At 69.6% G+C, this 15,546-nt stretch carries 12 protein-coding genes; 10 read left to right on the top strand and 2 right to left on the bottom strand.

The genetic code is table 11. The annotated features are described in order from the left end of the window. Positions 1-2,328, top strand: a 2,328-nt coding sequence (locus ACI3KY_RS03225; RefSeq protein WP_404928760.1) for an aldehyde dehydrogenase family protein, incomplete at its 5' end; no start/stop codon positions are given. Between the two features lie 49 nt (positions 2,329-2,377). On the opposite strand, the gene ACI3KY_RS03220 is transcribed toward ACI3KY_RS03225, so the two are convergent. Then, entirely contained in the window at positions 2,378-3,406 is a 1,029-nt protein-coding gene (locus tag ACI3KY_RS03220; RefSeq protein WP_404928759.1) for a LacI family DNA-binding transcriptional regulator, read from the bottom strand. A 170-nt stretch (positions 3,407-3,576) separates the two neighbouring features. On the opposite strand from ACI3KY_RS03220, the gene ACI3KY_RS03215 reads away from it, so the two are divergent. The 9 genes from ACI3KY_RS03215 (at position 3,577) to ACI3KY_RS03175 (ending at position 13,792) form a co-directional block, all read left to right on the top strand. Continuing rightward, positions 3,577-4,554 carry a sugar phosphate isomerase/epimerase family protein gene (locus ACI3KY_RS03215; RefSeq protein ID WP_404928758.1) on the top strand — a complete coding sequence of 326 codons (978 nt, stop codon included), beginning with the start codon at positions 3,577-3,579 and terminating at the stop codon, positions 4,552-4,554. Beyond that, a complete protein-coding gene (locus ACI3KY_RS03210; protein ID WP_404928757.1) occupies positions 4,551-6,287 on the top strand; it encodes a dihydroxyacetone kinase family protein in 1,737 nt (578 codons plus the stop codon). The genes ACI3KY_RS03215 and ACI3KY_RS03210 overlap by 4 nt, the downstream gene beginning before the upstream one ends. 3 nt (positions 6,288-6,290) lie before the next feature. Beyond that, the gene (locus ACI3KY_RS03205; RefSeq protein WP_404928756.1) at positions 6,291-6,752 is read left to right on the top strand and encodes a ribose-5-phosphate isomerase; all 462 of its coding nucleotides are present in this window, start codon (positions 6,291-6,293) and stop codon (positions 6,750-6,752) included. Further along, on the top strand, positions 6,749-7,702 hold the full coding sequence (locus ACI3KY_RS03200) for a 3-hydroxyacyl-CoA dehydrogenase family protein (protein ID WP_404928755.1): 954 nt from the start codon (positions 6,749-6,751) through the stop codon (positions 7,700-7,702). The genes ACI3KY_RS03205 and ACI3KY_RS03200 overlap by 4 nt, the downstream gene beginning before the upstream one ends. A gap of 196 nt (positions 7,703-7,898) precedes the next feature. Then, a complete protein-coding gene (locus ACI3KY_RS03195; protein ID WP_404928754.1) occupies positions 7,899-9,260 on the top strand; it encodes an ABC transporter substrate-binding protein in 1,362 nt (453 codons plus the stop codon). 71 nt (positions 9,261-9,331) lie between these two features. Continuing rightward, a complete protein-coding gene (locus ACI3KY_RS03190; RefSeq protein WP_404928753.1) occupies positions 9,332-10,258 on the top strand; it encodes a carbohydrate ABC transporter permease in 927 nt (308 codons plus the stop codon). Then, on the top strand, positions 10,255-11,181 hold the full coding sequence (locus ACI3KY_RS03185; protein WP_404928752.1) for a carbohydrate ABC transporter permease: 927 nt from the start codon (positions 10,255-10,257) through the stop codon (positions 11,179-11,181). The genes ACI3KY_RS03190 and ACI3KY_RS03185 overlap by 4 nt, the downstream gene beginning before the upstream one ends. Before the next feature lie 49 nt (positions 11,182-11,230). After that, complete coding sequence (locus tag ACI3KY_RS03180) at positions 11,231-12,742, top strand: alpha-N-arabinofuranosidase (protein WP_404928751.1); 1,512 nt, start codon at positions 11,231-11,233, stop codon at positions 12,740-12,742. A gap of 42 nt (positions 12,743-12,784) precedes the next feature. Further along, positions 12,785-13,792 carry a LacI family DNA-binding transcriptional regulator gene (locus ACI3KY_RS03175; RefSeq protein WP_404928750.1) on the top strand — a complete coding sequence of 336 codons (1,008 nt, stop codon included), beginning with the start codon at positions 12,785-12,787 and terminating at the stop codon, positions 13,790-13,792. Between the two features lie 146 nt (positions 13,793-13,938). Here ACI3KY_RS03175 and ACI3KY_RS03170 read toward each other — a convergent pair whose 3' ends face one another. Further along, the gene (locus ACI3KY_RS03170) at positions 13,939-15,495 is read right to left on the bottom strand and encodes an alpha/beta hydrolase (protein ID WP_404928749.1); all 1,557 of its coding nucleotides are present in this window, start codon (positions 15,493-15,495) and stop codon (positions 13,939-13,941) included. Between the last annotated feature and the right edge of the window lie 51 nt (positions 15,496-15,546).

Raw genomic sequence — 15,546 nt, 5'->3', positions numbered from 1 at the left:
GCGCGCGGCGAGTCGGCCCGGTCGACGGCCTCGCCTCGGTCGGCCGCGGTCGCCGACGAGGCCGGTCTCACGCAGGCCGTGATCGGCATCGCGCGTTCGGCCGTGCCGGGCGACACCGCACCGCTCGAGCGAGCCGTCCCCGAGCAGGTCTTCGGCGCCGAGGCGTTCGTCGAGACGGCTGTCTTCGCACCGCGCGAGGGCGGCTTCCGGGCCTCCGGTGCCCCGGGTTTCCGGAACGCGGCCGACAGCGACCCGGCACTGCCGGCCAACCGTGCCTGGGCTCGCGACATCCTGTCGCGCATCGAGACCTCCCGCGCGGGCGACGCGACCATCGCGGCCGCGCGGGTCACCGACGAGCCCGCGCTGCAGGGCATCGTGACGCGCGTGCGCGCCGCGGCCCCCACCTGGGGTGCGCTGCCGGCCGCCGATCGCGCCGCCGTGCTGGCCGCCGCCGCCCGGGCCCTCGAGGCGCGGCGCGGCGAACTCATCGAGGTCGCGGCCTCCGAGACGGGCAAGGTCTTCGCCGAGGCCGATGTCGAGGTGAGCGAGGCGGTCGACTTCGCCAACTACTACGCGGCGACCGCGCGCGAGCTCGATCGCGTGAGCGGCGCGGTGTTCGAGCCGGCGCGGCTGACCGTCGTCACCCCGCCGTGGAACTTCCCGATCGCCATCCCCGCAGGCGGCGTCATCGCCGCGCTCGCCGCAGGCTCGGGGGTCGTGTTCAAGCCCGCGCCGCAGGCGCGGCGCTGCGCCGCCGTCGTCGCCGAGGCGCTGTGGGCGGCCGGCGTGCCGCGCGACGTGCTGGCGCTCGTCGACATCGACGAGGGCGCGCTCGGACAGACGCTGCTGTCGCACCCCGACGTCGACCGGGTCATCCTCACCGGCGCGTGGGAGACGGCGGCGCTGTTCCGCTCCTGGCGGCCCGACCTGCCGCTCCTCGCCGAGACCAGCGGCAAGAACGCGATGATCGTCATGCCGACCGCCGACCTCGACCTCGCGGCCGGCGACGTGATCAAGAGCGCGTTCGGCCATGCAGGGCAGAAGTGCTCGGCAGCGTCGCTCGCGATCCTCGTCGGACCCGTCGGCCACTCGCAGCGCTTCGCGCGTCAGTTGGTGGATGCCGCGACCTCCCTCCGCGTGGGACCGCCGTCCGATCCGCTCAGCGAGGTGGGGCCCGTCGTCGAGGTGCCGCGCGGCAAGCTCCAGTGGGCGCTCACGACCCTGGGCGAGGGGGAGTCCTGGCTCGTCGAGCCGCGACGCGTGGACGGTCCGCCGGAGTATGCCGGCCGGCTCTGGACCCCCGGCATCCGCACCGGCGTGCAGCCGGGGTCGCGCTTCCACCAGGAGGAGTTCTTCGGGCCCGTGCTCGGGATCATGCACGCCTCGTCGCTCGCGCAGGCCATCGAGCTGCAGAACGCCGTGTCGTACGGACTCACCGCAGGCCTCTACACACAGCACCCCGACGACCTGGCCCTCTGGCTCGACCGTGTCGAAGCCGGCAACCTCTACGTCAACCGCGGCATCACGGGGGCCATCGTGCAGCGGCAGCCGTTCGGCGGCTGGAAGCGCTCGTCCGTCGGCGGGGGCGCGAAGGCCGGTGGACCCAACTACCTCGTCGGACTCGGCCGCTGGCGCGCCACCGCCGGGGCGCCCGCGTCGGCGACGCTGCACCTGCGTGGGCTCGACAGCCGCATCGCCGCGCTCATCGAGGCGGCTCAGCCGTCGCTCGGCTACGAGGCGTTCGAGTGGCTGCGGCGCGCCGCCCTCTCGGATGCGATCGCGTGGGATCGCGAGTTCGGGCAGGTCAAGGACGTCTCGGGCCTCGGCATCGAGCGCAACCTGTTCCGCTACCGGCCGATCCCGTCGGTCGCGCTGCGGGCGACGGGCGACGCCTCGTGGCAGGCGGTGCTGCGCGTGGTGGTCGCCGGCATCCGCGCGGGCTCGGCTCTGACGCTGAGCGCGCCCGTCGGTCTCCCGGCGGCCGTGCGTCGCGTGCTCGCCGACGAGGACGTGGCGGTGTACGTCGAGACCGACGAGCAGTGGCTGCAGCGCATCGCGCGGGGCGACGACCTCCTGGCGGCGGTCGCCGACGCGGACCCGGCCCCCCGGCCGGCACGCGTGCGTCTCATCGGCCCGCCCGAGTCCGTCGCGGCGCTCCACGCCACGGTGGCTGGAGCGGTCGGGGGCGACCCCGACCTCGCGATCTACGACAACGAGGTCACGACCGCCGGGCGGCTCGAGCTGCTGCCGTTCCTGCGCGAGCAGTCGGTGACGATCACCGCGCACCGCTTCGGCAACCCGGACCCGTGGTCGGAGGCCGTGATCTGACGGAGGGATCCCGGATGCCGCGGCCCGCGGCATCCGTTCCCTCCCAGGACTACTCGGGGGGAGTGTCGGCGAAGCCGGTCGACTCGCGGCGCACGATGCGGAAGTCCGGCTTGACGGTGTCGGGCGGCCGGCGCTCGCCCTTCTCGTTGATGCGCGCGATGAGCCGGTCGACCGCGATGGCCGCGATCTCGGCGCGGCCGGTGTCGACCGTCGACATCGACGGGACGGAGTAGTTGCTCTCGTCGATGTTGTCGAAGCCGATGACGGCCACGTCGTCCGGCACGCGCAGGCCCTCTTCGCGCAGCGCGCGCAGCACGCCGAGGCCGAGGGTGTCGTTGAGGGCGAACACGGCGTCGAATTCCACGCCCTCGCGGACCATGAGATGGGTCGCGGCAGCGCCGCCGGCCCGGTTCCAGCGGAGCATCGCTGTCGGGCGGACCAGCGCCGGGTCGAGCGGGATGCCGGCCTGCTCGAGGGCGCGAAGGTAGCCCTTCAGGCGCAGACTCGCCGAACTCGCCTCGTCGCGGCCGTGCAGGTCGGCGCCGACCAGCGCGATGCGGCGGCGGCCGATCTCGAGCAGGTGCTCGACGGCCGCCTGCGACGACGACGTGTTGTGCATGGTGACGTGATCGGTGGGTCCGCCGAAGATGCGCTCGCCGAGGAGCACGAGCGGCCCGTCGACGGCGAGCGCTTCGGCATCGTCCTGCCCGAGGCTCACGGGGCTGAACAACAGGCCGTCGAGGAAGCGCGGGCGATTGCCGGTGACGGCGCGCAGCTCGGCGTCGCGCTCGCCGCTCGTCTGCTCCACCATGACGCCGAGGCCGCGCTTCTCGGCCGCCCGGATCACCTCGTCCGCCAGTTCGGCGAAGTAGTTCTCACGCAGCGACGGCACGGCCAGCCCGATGACACCGGTACGGCCCGACCGCAGCCCTCGCGCCGAGAGGTTGGGGCGGTAGTCGAGCTGCTCGATCGCCTCGTTGACGCGATCGCGTGTGCCGGGTCGGACGTGCGGGTAGTCGTTGATGACGTTCGACACCGTCTTGATGGAGACGCCGGCCACCCGGGCGACGTCATGCATCGTTGCCCCCATCGATGCTCCCGCCTTCCCATGTGCGATCACTGCACTCTACTGCGTTCCCGCGTCGGCGAGCGGCGTGCGACGGGGAGCTGCGGACTGGGTGCAACGTCGAAATGCAACGTTGTAAAACTAGTGTATCGTGCCGATGTGCGCGTCATGGAGGACCGACAATGCTGATGTCGAACGACTGGCCGATCGCTGCGGCGATGCTCCCGATGGGCGACGCCCATCCCGCGACCGGAGGGGCGGAGCCGAGCATCCGGTGGCTGGCGGATCTCACCGAGGTCGGCGATGCCGGCTTCACCCGGGTGGATCTCACCGACTCGTGGGTCCGCTACGGCGACCTGTCGCCCGCGCAGGCCGACGAGCTCGCCGGGTGCCTGACCACGACCGGGCTCACGGCGGCGTCGCTGTCGGCGATCCGGCGCAGCGTCATCGACGAGGAGCACGGCGCCGACCATCTGGCCTACGCGCATCGCTGCCTCGAGTTCGCCGCTCGCCTCGGGATCGGGGTGGTGTCGGTCGGGCTGCACCGCGCGCTCACCGACGCCCAGCGGGCGCAGCTGTGGTTCTGGACCGTCGACGGCCATCGCGACCCGTTCGGCGACGCGGAGGCGTGGTCCTTGGCGGTGTCGCGGCTGCGCGAACTGGGCCGACACGCACAGGACCTCGGCATCCTCCTCTCGCTCGAGCTCTACGAGCACACCTTCCTGGGCACGGCGGAGTCCGCCGTGCGGCTGGTCGAAGACATCGGCCTGGATGTCGTCGGCCTCAATCCCGACATCGGCAACCTCATCCGGCTGCACGAGCCCGTCGAGGACTGGCGGGCCATCGCCGAAGCGACGATGCCGTACGCCAACTTCTGGCACGTCAAGAACTACACGCGGGACGAGGATGCCGCGGCCGGCCTCATCTCGACGGTGCCGACGAGCCTGGAACTCGGCGTCATCAACTACCGAGAAGCCGTCAAGATCGCGCTGCGCAGCGGCTTCCAGGGCGTCATCTGCGTCGAGCACTACGGCGGCGACGGCCTGAGCGTCAGCGCGACGAACCGCGACTACCTTCGTGACCGCGTGCTGCCGCGTCGCGAGTACGAGGCGGGACGCAGTCGGGTGCGCCAGCCGCAGCACGGGCGGGCCGCCTCATGACCCGCATCTTCGCGGACCCCGACGCCTTCGTCAGCGATGCGCTCCGCGGCTTCGCCGCCGTCCATCGCGACGAGGTCGCCCTCGTCGACGGAGGCGTCGTCCGCGCTGAGCCGCTCGAGGCGGGTCGCGTGGCCGTTCTCATCGGCGGTGGCTCGGGACACTACCCCGCGTTCGCCGGCTTCGTCGGTCGAGGACTCGCGGCCGGAGCCGTCTGCGGCAACGTCTTCACATCCCCGTCGACCGCTCAGGCCCTCCGCGTCGCCCACGCGGCCGACGTCGGCGGGGGAGTGCTCTTCACCTACGGCCGCTACGCGGGCGACGTCATCCACTTCGGCGAAGCGGAGCGGCGACTGCGCGCCGAGGGCGTGGACGCCCGCACGGTGCTGATCACCGATGATGTGGCGAGCAGCCCGCCGGATGCGCGGGACGAGCGCCGCGGCATCGCCGGCATCCTCTGCGTGTTCCATGTCGCCGGTGCGGCGGCCGACCGCGGGGACTCGATCGACGAGGTGGAGCGCCTCGCCGCACATGCCAACAGCCGCACGCGCAGTCACGGCGTCGCCTTCGCCGGCTGCACGCTGCCCGGGGCGACCCACCCGCTCTTCGAGGTGCCCGAGGGCCAGATGTCGATCGGGCTCGGTATCCACGGCGAGCCCGGCGTGCGGGACGTCCCCCTGCAGTCCGCGCCGGAACTCGCGGCGACCCTCGCCGAACCGCTGCTCGCCGAGCGCCCCGAGGGCTGCCGACGTGCCGCCGTCGTGCTGAACGGCCTCGGCTCGGTGAAGTACGAGGAGCTCTTCGTCCTCTTCGGCTCCGTCGCCGACCACCTCGAGAGTCGGGGCATCGAGATCGTCGAGCCCGAATGCGGCGAGTTCGTGACGAGCCTCGACATGGCGGGGGTGTCGCTCACGATGCTCTGGCTCGACGACGAGCTCGAGGAGCTGTGGCGCGCACCCGCAGCCTCGCCGGCCTTCCGCAAGGGTGCGATGACGGCCGGCGTGCGTCCGGCGCAGCCGACGCCGCCGCCGCCCACCACGGCCGGGACGGCGTCGCGCGGGGAGGTCATCCCCGCGACGCCCGCCTCACGTCGCGCCGCCTCCACGGCCCGTCGTCTCCTCGAGGGCGCGCGCGACGCGATCGCCGTCGAGGCCGACCACCTCGGAGAGCTCGACGCGGTCGCCGGTGATGGGGATCACGGCATCGGCATGACGCGGGGTCTGAACGCCGCCGTCGATGCGGCCGCCGCCCTGGGCGACGCCGTCGGCGTGCGTGAGCTGCTGGAGACAGCGGGCGACGCGTGGTCGGAGACCGCCGGCGGCACCTCGGGCGCGCTCTGGGGCAGCGGACTCGCAGAGCTCGGACGAGCGCTGGGCGATCGCGAGGAGTTCCGGCCGGTGGATGCCGCGACCGCCGTGGCCGCGGCCTGCACCCGCATCGCCGAGCTCGGCGGGGCCGAACCCGGTGACAAGACGATGCTCGACGCGATGGTGCCGTACCAACAGACTCTCCGTGCGCAGGTCGACAGCGGAGCAGACCTCGGGTCCGCACTCCTCGTCGCCGCTGCGGCGGCGGCGGAAGGAGCTGCGGCCACCGCTGCGATGCTGCCGCGCCGCGGGCGTGCGAAACCGCTCGCGGAGCGCAGTCTCGGGCACCCGGACCCGGGTGCGACCTCCTTCCACATCATCGTCGACACCGTTGCAGGCCTCGCGTCCGCACGAGAAGAACAGGAGTGAGGCATGGGCTGGACGATCGTCGTCGGTGCCGATGACGCCGGCTACGAGTACAAAGAGGTGCTCCGGGAGATGCTGTCCGCTGATCCGCGGGTGAGCAGCGTGGTGGATGTGGGTGTGGCCGGTGCCGACCCCACGCCGTACCCGCGCGTCGCCATCGAGGCGGCCACCCGCGTGGCGAGAGGTGAAGCCGACCGAGCGCTCCTCATCTGCGGCACGGGGCTCGGGGTCGCGATCGCCGCGAACAAGGTGCGCGGCATCCGCGCGGTCACCGCTCACGATGCGTACTCGGTGGAGCGCTCGGTCAAGAGCAACAACGCCCAGGTACTGACGCTGGGCGCACGGGTCATCGGGATCGAGCTCGCCAAGAAGCTCGTCTCGGACTGGCTCGACCATCATTTCGACCCCTTGTCGGCGTCCGCCGAGAAGGTGCAGTTGATCGGGCGATACGAGGAGGGTGAGAGATGATCTCGACGGCGGCGGTTGTGGGGTCCGGCTACATGGGAGGCGGCATCGCCCAGGTGCTGGCGCTCTCCGGGCGGGACGTGGTCCTCGCGGATGCGAGTGCCGAGCTGGCCGAGACGAACCGGCAGCGCATCATCCGGGAAGCGGGCGACTACGCCGCCCGCGGGATCTTCCCCGAGGACGCCGGCGAACGCGTCGCCGCCCGGGTGACCGCGGCGCGCTCGATCGAGGAGGCCGTCGCCGAGGTCGACTTCATCGAGGAGGCCGTGCCGGAGGTGATCGCCATCAAGCACGAGACCCTGGGCCGGATCAGCCGCAGCTGCCGTGCCGACGCGCTCATCGGCAGCAACACGTCGACGATCTCCATCGGCACGCTGGCGGAGGGCGTCGACGGCGTGGAGCGCTTCCTGGGCGTGCACTTCAGCAACCCTGCCCCCTTCATCCCCGGCGTCGAGGTCATTCCGCATGCCACCACGCGTCCGGACGCGGTGGCCGCGGTGGTGGAGCTGCTCCGTGACTGCGGCAAGGTCGGCGTGCCGATCACCGACGTCACCGGATTCGTGCTCAACAGACTGCAGTACGCGCTGTTCGGCGAGGCGGCCCGCCTGGTGGAGGAGGGGGTGGCGACGCCCGAGGCGATCGACCTCATCGCCCGCACCACGTTCGGGTTCCGACTGCCCTTCTTCGGGCCGTTCGCCATCGCCGACATCGCCGGCCTCGACGTGTACCAGTACTGCTACGGGTCCCTTCACAGCGCCTATCCGGATCGCTTCTCCGAGCCCGGCATCCTGGCGGACCACGTCGCGCGGGGAGAGCACGGACTCAAGTCGGGGGCCGGCTTCCTCGCCACGCCTCCGGAGCGTGCGCCGGAGCTCGCGGCCTACCGGGACGAGGCATACGCGGCCCTGTCGGCGCTCCTGGCCCGCCTCGGCGAGGCGCCCGTCACCTACTGACGGCAGAAGTTTCGCCGCCCGCTCAGAAAATTCCGTCGGCGCCTTGACACTCGATGCGGCCGGTGGGAAAGTGTCTACAACGTTGCTCTACAACGTTGTAGACCATACGTGGACCACCCGCCGCCACCCGGGGCGGACGGCCCTCGCAACGGTCGTGCACCGACGAAGAAGTCAGCAATACCGAAAGGAAACTCCAGTGAAGACGAAGCCTGTCCTTGCTGCAGTCACAGCGCTCGCCTTGGTCGGCGCTCTGTCTGCCTGCACCGCCGGAGGTGGCGGCGACAACGCCGACGGCGGCGGCAACGACGACGCCAACTGCACCAACACCATCCCCAAGGAGGACCTGCCGGTCGTCACCATGTGGGCCTGGTATCCCAACATGGAGCTCGTCGTCGACAACTTCAACGAGCAGAACGACGAGGTCCAGGTCTGCTGGACGAACGCCGGCGCGGGCGGTGACGCCTACGACAAGTTCCAGACCGCCATCTCGGCCGGCAGCGGCGCCCCCGACGTGATGATGGTCGAGGCCGACCGCATCGCGACCTTCCAGGCCCAGGACGCCCTGGTCGAACTGAACGACCTCGGCTACGACGACGTGAAGGACAACTTCAGCGAAGGTGCGTGGAAGGACGTGTCCGTCGGTGACGGCGTCTACGGTGCTCCGGTCGACGGCGGCCCGATGGGGATGATCTACCGCACCGACATCTTCGACCAGTACGGCATCACTCCGCCCACCACGTGGGCCGAGCTCGAGACCGCGGCGCAGACGGTGAAGGATGCCGGAGGCCCGGTCTTCGCGAGCTTCGCGGCGAACCAGCCGGCCGAGGTCACGGCGCTGATGTACCAGAACGGTGCGCAGCCGTTCGAGTACGACCCTGCCAATGAGGGTGAGATCGGCATCGAACTCAACAGCCCCGAGATCAAGGAGGTCCTCGACTACTGGGCCGGCCTCGTCGAGAAGGGTCTGGTCGGCACGGAGGACCAGTTCACTCCCGAGTACATCGCCGGTGTGATCAACGGCGACTACGCGACCTACCTCTCGGCCGCCTGGGCTCCGGGCTACCTCCAGGGCGCCGGTGTCGGCGAGGGCGCGGATGCCGGTGTCTGGGCGACAGCCCCGATGCCGCAGTGGGATCCGAGCAACCCCATCGCGATCAACTGGGGCGGCTCGGCCATGGCCGTCTCGAGTCAGGCGAGCGACCCCGATCTCGCGGCCAAGGTGGCGTTCGGTGTCTACGCGGATCAGGCTTCGCTCGACGACGGCTGGCAGAACCAGATCATCTTCCCGCTGAACGTCAACGTGCTCGATTCGCCCGAGTTCCAGGACTACGAGGTGCCCTTCTTCGGAGGCCAGCAGGCCAACAAGGAGGTGTACGTGCCGGCGGCCAACGCCTACGAGGGCATGACGTACACGCCGATCGGTCAGTTCTACTACTCGCAGCTGACGGAGCAGATCGCCCGCATCAACGAGGGGTCCGCAACCGGCTCCGAGGCGGCGGACGCCTTGCAGGACGCCGTCGTGGCCTACGCGGAGGAGCAGGGGTTCACCGTCAAGTGACGTGACCGCAGGGCCGGTCCGTGCTCGTGCGGACCGGCCCTCGGGCATCCCCTGCCAGACCTGGAGAAATCATGACTGCGGCAACCGCAACCCCCGCGAAGACGAAGCACAGAAGGTCGACCACGCGGCGTCAGAACCTGTACGGCTGGCTTTTCGTCGGACCCTTCGGGATCGTCTTCCTCGCCCTTCTCGTACTCCCGATCGGGTTCGCGCTCTATCTGAGCCTGTTCCAGAAGTCCCTCATCGGCGGGACGAGGTTCGTCCTCTTCGGCAACTACGCCAAGGCCTTCACCGACCCGTCCTTCCTCGACGGCATGTGGTTCGTCATCCGGTTCTCGCTGGTGCTCATCCCGCTGCAGATGGCGATCTCGCTTGCGATCGCGCTGATCCTCGACATCGTGATCACACGGTTCGCGCGATTCTCGCGCCTGATGATCTTCATGCCCTACGCGATCCCGACCGTGATCGGTGCCCTGATGTGGGGGTTCCTCTACAGCGACAACTTCGGTCCCCTCGCGGAGATCTTCGAAAGTTTCGGCAGAGAGGCCCCTGATTTCCTGAGCAGCAGCCTGATCTTCTACGGCCTGCTCAACATCGTGACGTGGCAGTGGGCCGGCTACTACATGATCATCCTGTACGCGGCGCTGCAGGGCATCGATCCGACGCTGTACGAGGCGGCCCGCATAGACGGCGCATCGCAGTGGCAGATCGTCCTCCGGATCAAGATCCCGCTGCTCGCTCCAGCCCTGCTGCTCATCCTGGTGTTCGCCCTGATCGGCACCCTGCAGTTCTTCAACGAGCCCCAGATCCTCCAGCAGCTGGCCGCCGGAGCGATTCCCAACGACTTCACGCCGAACATGTACGCCTACCAGCAGGCGTTCTCGCTGGCGAACTACAACTACGGCGCAGCGATCTCGTTCGCGCTCGGGGCTGTCGTCTTCCTGTGCGTGTACATCTTCCTGTTCGCCACCCGCAAGCGAGGGAGCTTCTTCTCATGACCGTCACACCCATGGAGCTCACCGGGACGAGCCCGAAGCCGCGCAGACGCGTCGAGCGCCGGTCGACTCCTCCCACACGCGGCCGCATCCCGATGAACATCGTGCTCGCGCTGCTGATGATCTACTTCCTGATCCCGTTCTGGTGGCTCATCGTCAACAGCTCGAAGAGCTCGGCCGGGCTGTTCGGGGGTGGCAGTGCGCTCTGGTTCTCGGACGACATCGACTACATCGGCAATCTGGTCGAACTCTTCACCTACAGCGGGGGTATCTACGCACGGTGGCTGGCGAACTCCGCCCTCTACGCGATCGCCGGCGGTGTCGGAGCGACGGTGCTCGCCGTGCTGGCCGGCTATGGATTCGCGAAGTACAGCTTCACCGGCCGGCGTGCCGCATTCGCGATCCTGCTGGGCGCCGTCATGATCCCGACGACCGCGCTCGTCATCCCCACCTTCGTGCTGTTCGCCCAGGTCGGCTGGACGAACACCATCTGGGCGGTGATCTTCCCCAGCCTGCTCAATCCGTTCGGGGTCTACCTCATGAACGTGTACGCGCGTGATGCGGTGCCGGACGAGCTGCTGGACGCTGCACGCGTCGACGGCGCGGGCGAGTTCCGGACGTTCCTGCAGGTGGCGCTGCCGCTCCTCCGCCCGGCGATCGTGACGGTGGTGCTGCTGTCCGTCGTGGCCTCGTGGAACAACTACTTCCTCCCGCTCGTGATGCTCTCCGACAACCGCCTCTATCCCGTGACCGTCGGCATCGGGCTCTGGCAGTCCACCGCATCGACGTACGGGGCGGCGGGCGGGCAGAGCCTGTGGAGCATCATCATCCTCGGCGCGCTCGTCTCGGTGATCCCGCTGATCATCGCGTTCCTGGGCCTCCAGAAGTACTGGCAGGGTGGGCTGTCGATCGGAAGCCTCAAGTGAGCGGGCGCTCCACGCCCCTGCCCCTTTCCCTCGTCCTTGGAAGAGAAGAATGAACCGAGCACACCTCACCCTCGACCCGCAGTTCACCATCGGACCCGTCAATCGCCGCCTCTTCGGATCGTTCGTCGAGCACCTGGGCCGCTGCGTGTACGACGGCATCTACGAGCCGGGGCACGAGAACGCCGACGAGGACGGCTTCCGCACCGACGTCATCGAACTCGTGCGCGAACTCGGCGTCTCGACGATCCGTTACCCGGGCGGCAACTTCGTGTCGGGGTACCGCTGGGAGGACGGCGTCGGACCGCGGGAAGAGCGACCGCGCCGGCTCGACCTGGCATGGCACTCGACCGAGAGCAACGAGATCGGACTCGACGAGTTCGCAACCTGGCTCAAGAAGGTCGACAGCGAGCTGATGTATGCGGTCAACCTGGGCACGCGAGGCGTGCTGGAGGCCCTCGACGTCCTCGAGTACGCCAACCTGCGCTCGGACACGCACTGGGCAGAGCGCCGCGTCGCCAACGGGCATCCTGAACCTCACGGCATCCGGATGTGGTGCCTGGGCAACGAGATGGACGGCCCCTGGCAGCTCGGACACAGCACGGCCGAGGAGTACGCCCGGCTCGCAGCGAAGACCGCCAGCGCGATGCGACAGATCGACCCCGATCTCGAGCTCGTCGTCTGCGGCAGCTCGAGCGCGCAGATGCCGACGTTCGGCGAATGGGAGCGCGTGGTCCTCGAGCACACCTACGACGACGTCGACTTCATCTCGTGCCACGCCTACTACGAGCCCCGCGGCGACGACTACGGCAGCTTCCTCGCCTCCAGCGTCAACATGGACCGCTTCATCGAGGCCGTCGTGGCGACCGCCGACCACGTCAAGGCCACGCGACGAAGCGACAAGACCATCAACATCTCGTTCGACGAGTGGAACGTCTGGTACCAGTCCCGCTACCACGAGGTCGACAGGATCACCGACGTGGCGGAGTGGCCGGTCGCGCCCCGCCTGCTCGAGGACTCGTACTCGGTGCTCGATGCCGTCGTGCTGGGCAGCCTCATGATCTCGCTGATCCGCCACGCCGATCGGGTGACGGCGGCCAGCCTCGCGCAGCTCGTCAACGTCATCGCGCCGATCATGACCGAGCCGGGCGGCCCGGCGTGGCGGCAGACCACGTTCCACCCGTTCTCGCTCACCTCGCGCCTGGCGCGGGGCGTCGCGCTGGAGCTCAAGCTCGACAGCCCCACCTACGACACCCAGCTCTACGGCGAGGTGCCGCTCGTCGACGCCGTCGCGACCTACGACGAGGTCGGCGGTGGCACGACGGTCTTCGCCGTCAACCGCAGCCTCACGGAGGAACTGACGCTCGACATCGACACCCGCGCGATGGGGGCCGTCGGAGACGCCCAGGCGACGTCGCTCTTCGACGGCGACATCCACGCGGCGAACACCCTGGACGATCCCGAGCGCGTCACCCCGAAGGAGAACACGTCGGTGAGGATCGGCGACGGCACGGTCAGCATCACGCTGCCGCCCGTCTCATGGACGGTGCTGACGCTCGACTGAGCGCAGCCCGATCGATCCCTCTTGCAGAGTCCAGGTGGTGTCATGGCGCGGACCCAGCGGGTGACCCTCAAGGAGATCGCCGCACAGACCGGCGTGTCGCTGACGACCATCTCCAAGGTGCTCAACGGCGCGGCAGACGTGTCCTCGGCGACGCGCGCCCTCGTCGAGGAGCAGCTGCGCCGCAGCGGCTATCGACGCCGGAGGAGCAAGGACCGGCGCGAGTACATCGAGGTCGTGCTCCACGAACTCGACGGCGACTGGGCGCTCGCCGTCATCGAGGGGGTCCGCGAGAGCGCCGCCGAGGCCGGGCTGGCCATCTCGCTGTCGGTGAGCGGTGACAGACGCGCGCCCGGTGCCGAATGGCTCGATGCCGTCGTTCGTCGCGGCCCGACCGGGATCATCCTGCTGTTCGCCGACGTCCCTCCGCAGGGTCGCGCCACGCTGAAGGCGCGAGGCATCCCGTTCGTCATCATCGATCCCGCGGGCGACCCGGCACCCGGCATCCCCTCGGTCGGGTCGGCGAACTGGTCCGGCGGCCTCGCCGCGACGAGGCACCTGCTGGAGCTCGGCCATCGCCGGATCGCGGCGATCACGGGTCCCGAGGAGGTGATGTCCTCCCTCGCGCGGCTCGACGGCTACCGTGCGGCGATGACCTCGGCGGGAGCGGCGATCGAGCCGGAATGGATCCGGTACGGCGACTTCCAGCGAGAGGGAGGCGAGAGGCACGCGGGAGAGCTGCTGGATCTCGCGGATCCGCCCACGGCCATCTTCGCGGGCAACGATCTGCAGGCGCTCGGGGTGCTCTACGCGGCACAGGCGAGGGGTGTCGCGGTTCCAGGAGGGCTCTCTGTGGTCGGCTACGACGACCTCGCGATCGCCGAGCTCGCCCGCCCGCGGCTCACGACGGTTCACCAGCCCTTGCGCGAGATGGCCGAACAGGCGACCAAGCTGCTCCTGCAGCAGCTCGACGAGCCGCAGCCCGACGTCACGCGGGTCGAGTTGGCGACCAGCCTCGTCCTCCGCGATTCGACCGCTGCGCCCGTACGCTAGCGCGGCCGCCTGCCAGAGAGCCGCCGAGAGGGCTGCGCCCGGTTCCATACGGGGAGCGGATGCCGGCGGCCGAGGTGCGCACCGCGTGCACGTAGCGGTGCCGGCAGGCCGAAGCCCACCGGCACCGCATTCGCCTCAGCAGCGGATCACTGCACCCAGTAGCCCACGTTGAAGAGGATCTTCTGAGCGACCGGCACCAGCGCGGCCGACTGCTCCGCGGTCAGCTTCCCGGCGGCCGAGAACTCGGTGACCTGAGACACGAAGCCGTTCAGCACCTCGAGGGCGCCGGCGCTGTCGCCCTTGGCCACGAGGCTCAGAGCCTGGTCGAGCTTGACCGTGAGGGCGTTCGCGTTGCCCTTGTTGAGGCCCGCCTCGGCCACGCCCGCCTTGAGCGTGTCGATCTCGTCCTTGATGAACGCCTCGGGGTGCCACAGGTAGTCGCGGGCGAACGTCGCGAACATCTGGTTCCACGTGTTGAAGTCGTGCGCACCGGCGACGACGACGTTCTCGACGAACCCGACGTTGTCGAGCGCCGCGACCGTATTCGCGTTGGGCAGCCCGAAGTCCCAGCGACCGCCGCCGTAGAGGATGTACGGCGCAGCCAGGTTCGGCGTCGTGAGCCGAACGCTCGCGCCGCCGCTCCACGGCCCGTAGTAGCCGAAAGCGTCAGCATCGAAGTTGATCAGGTTCTGCGTCACTCCTGAACCTGCCGACAGCCCAGCGAACGCACGGTCGATCGCATCAGTCGAGACGTTGTAGTTCGACTCGACGAACGGGATCACCACGTTCCGCAGGTTGGGGTAGCCCTGGTTGGCGGCGCCGAGGTAGTTCGTGTTGGTCGTGATGACGACCGCCGGCTCGGTGGTGCCGTCCTGGATCAGGTTGTCCATGATGACCGGGACGTCGCCCATGTTCATCCAGTCCGACTGGTCCTGTCCGCTGCCGTGCTGCATGTAGATCGTCTTGTACGGCTCGGCGCGGTCGGCCTCGTATCCCGGCGGGAGGTAGACCCCGATGGTGCGGGTGGTGCCGTTGACCTCGAACGGAACGTAGCTCCACGTGCCCTTGGGCGAGTCGGCCCGCTCGAGCTCGATCTGGCGCGCGGCGAGCGGCGCGTAGTTCTGCTTCCCGGCGTCGTAGGGGACGAACACCTTGTTGAACGCCCGCCGAGCGGTGCCCGTCAGTCCGTCGGGCGCGAAGATCGGCGAGTTGGCCGGGTCGGCCACCCACAGGCTGGTGTTGCCGTCGACGTAGAACCAGTACTGGTTCGCACCCGCGGCGAGCGGAACGTCCGTCACCCAGTAGCCGTTGCCCGCGTCGGTCATCTCGACGTCGTACGCGCCACCGCCCCGCATGAGACCGGGCTTGTACTCGCCCGGCTGGTACACCTTCGTGTCGGCCGGGTCTGCCCAGTTGCGCAGCAGGATGTCGGCGACGAAGCGGACGCTGGTCGCATCCGGGTCGTAGTAGACGAAGTGCCCCGTGTAGCCGGTCGGCGAGGCCGGGTCCGCGATCACGGTCGGGCCGGGGGTCAGCGGCCCCTCGTCTGCCTTGGCCGATCCCGGCGCCATGGTGAGCAGCATGGCCCACGCGAGGATCACGACGGCCAGTGCCTTCAGGCGCCGGCTGCCGAAGATCTCCTCCCGTCCGACCTCGTGCGGGGCTCCCTCGTCGTGTCTGCGCTGTTGCGCGATACTCTCCACCGTTCCTCCTCGAATGGCCGTTGAGTGCCGGGCAGTCCCGCTCGGCGGGGT

It is taken from the genome of Microbacterium sp. ZW T2_14 (genome assembly GCF_044987405.1).
Taxonomy (GTDB): domain Bacteria; phylum Actinomycetota; class Actinomycetes; order Actinomycetales; family Microbacteriaceae; genus Microbacterium.
Note: the sequence above shows the minus strand (reverse complement) of the source record. Positions and strands in the feature narration are given on the sequence as shown.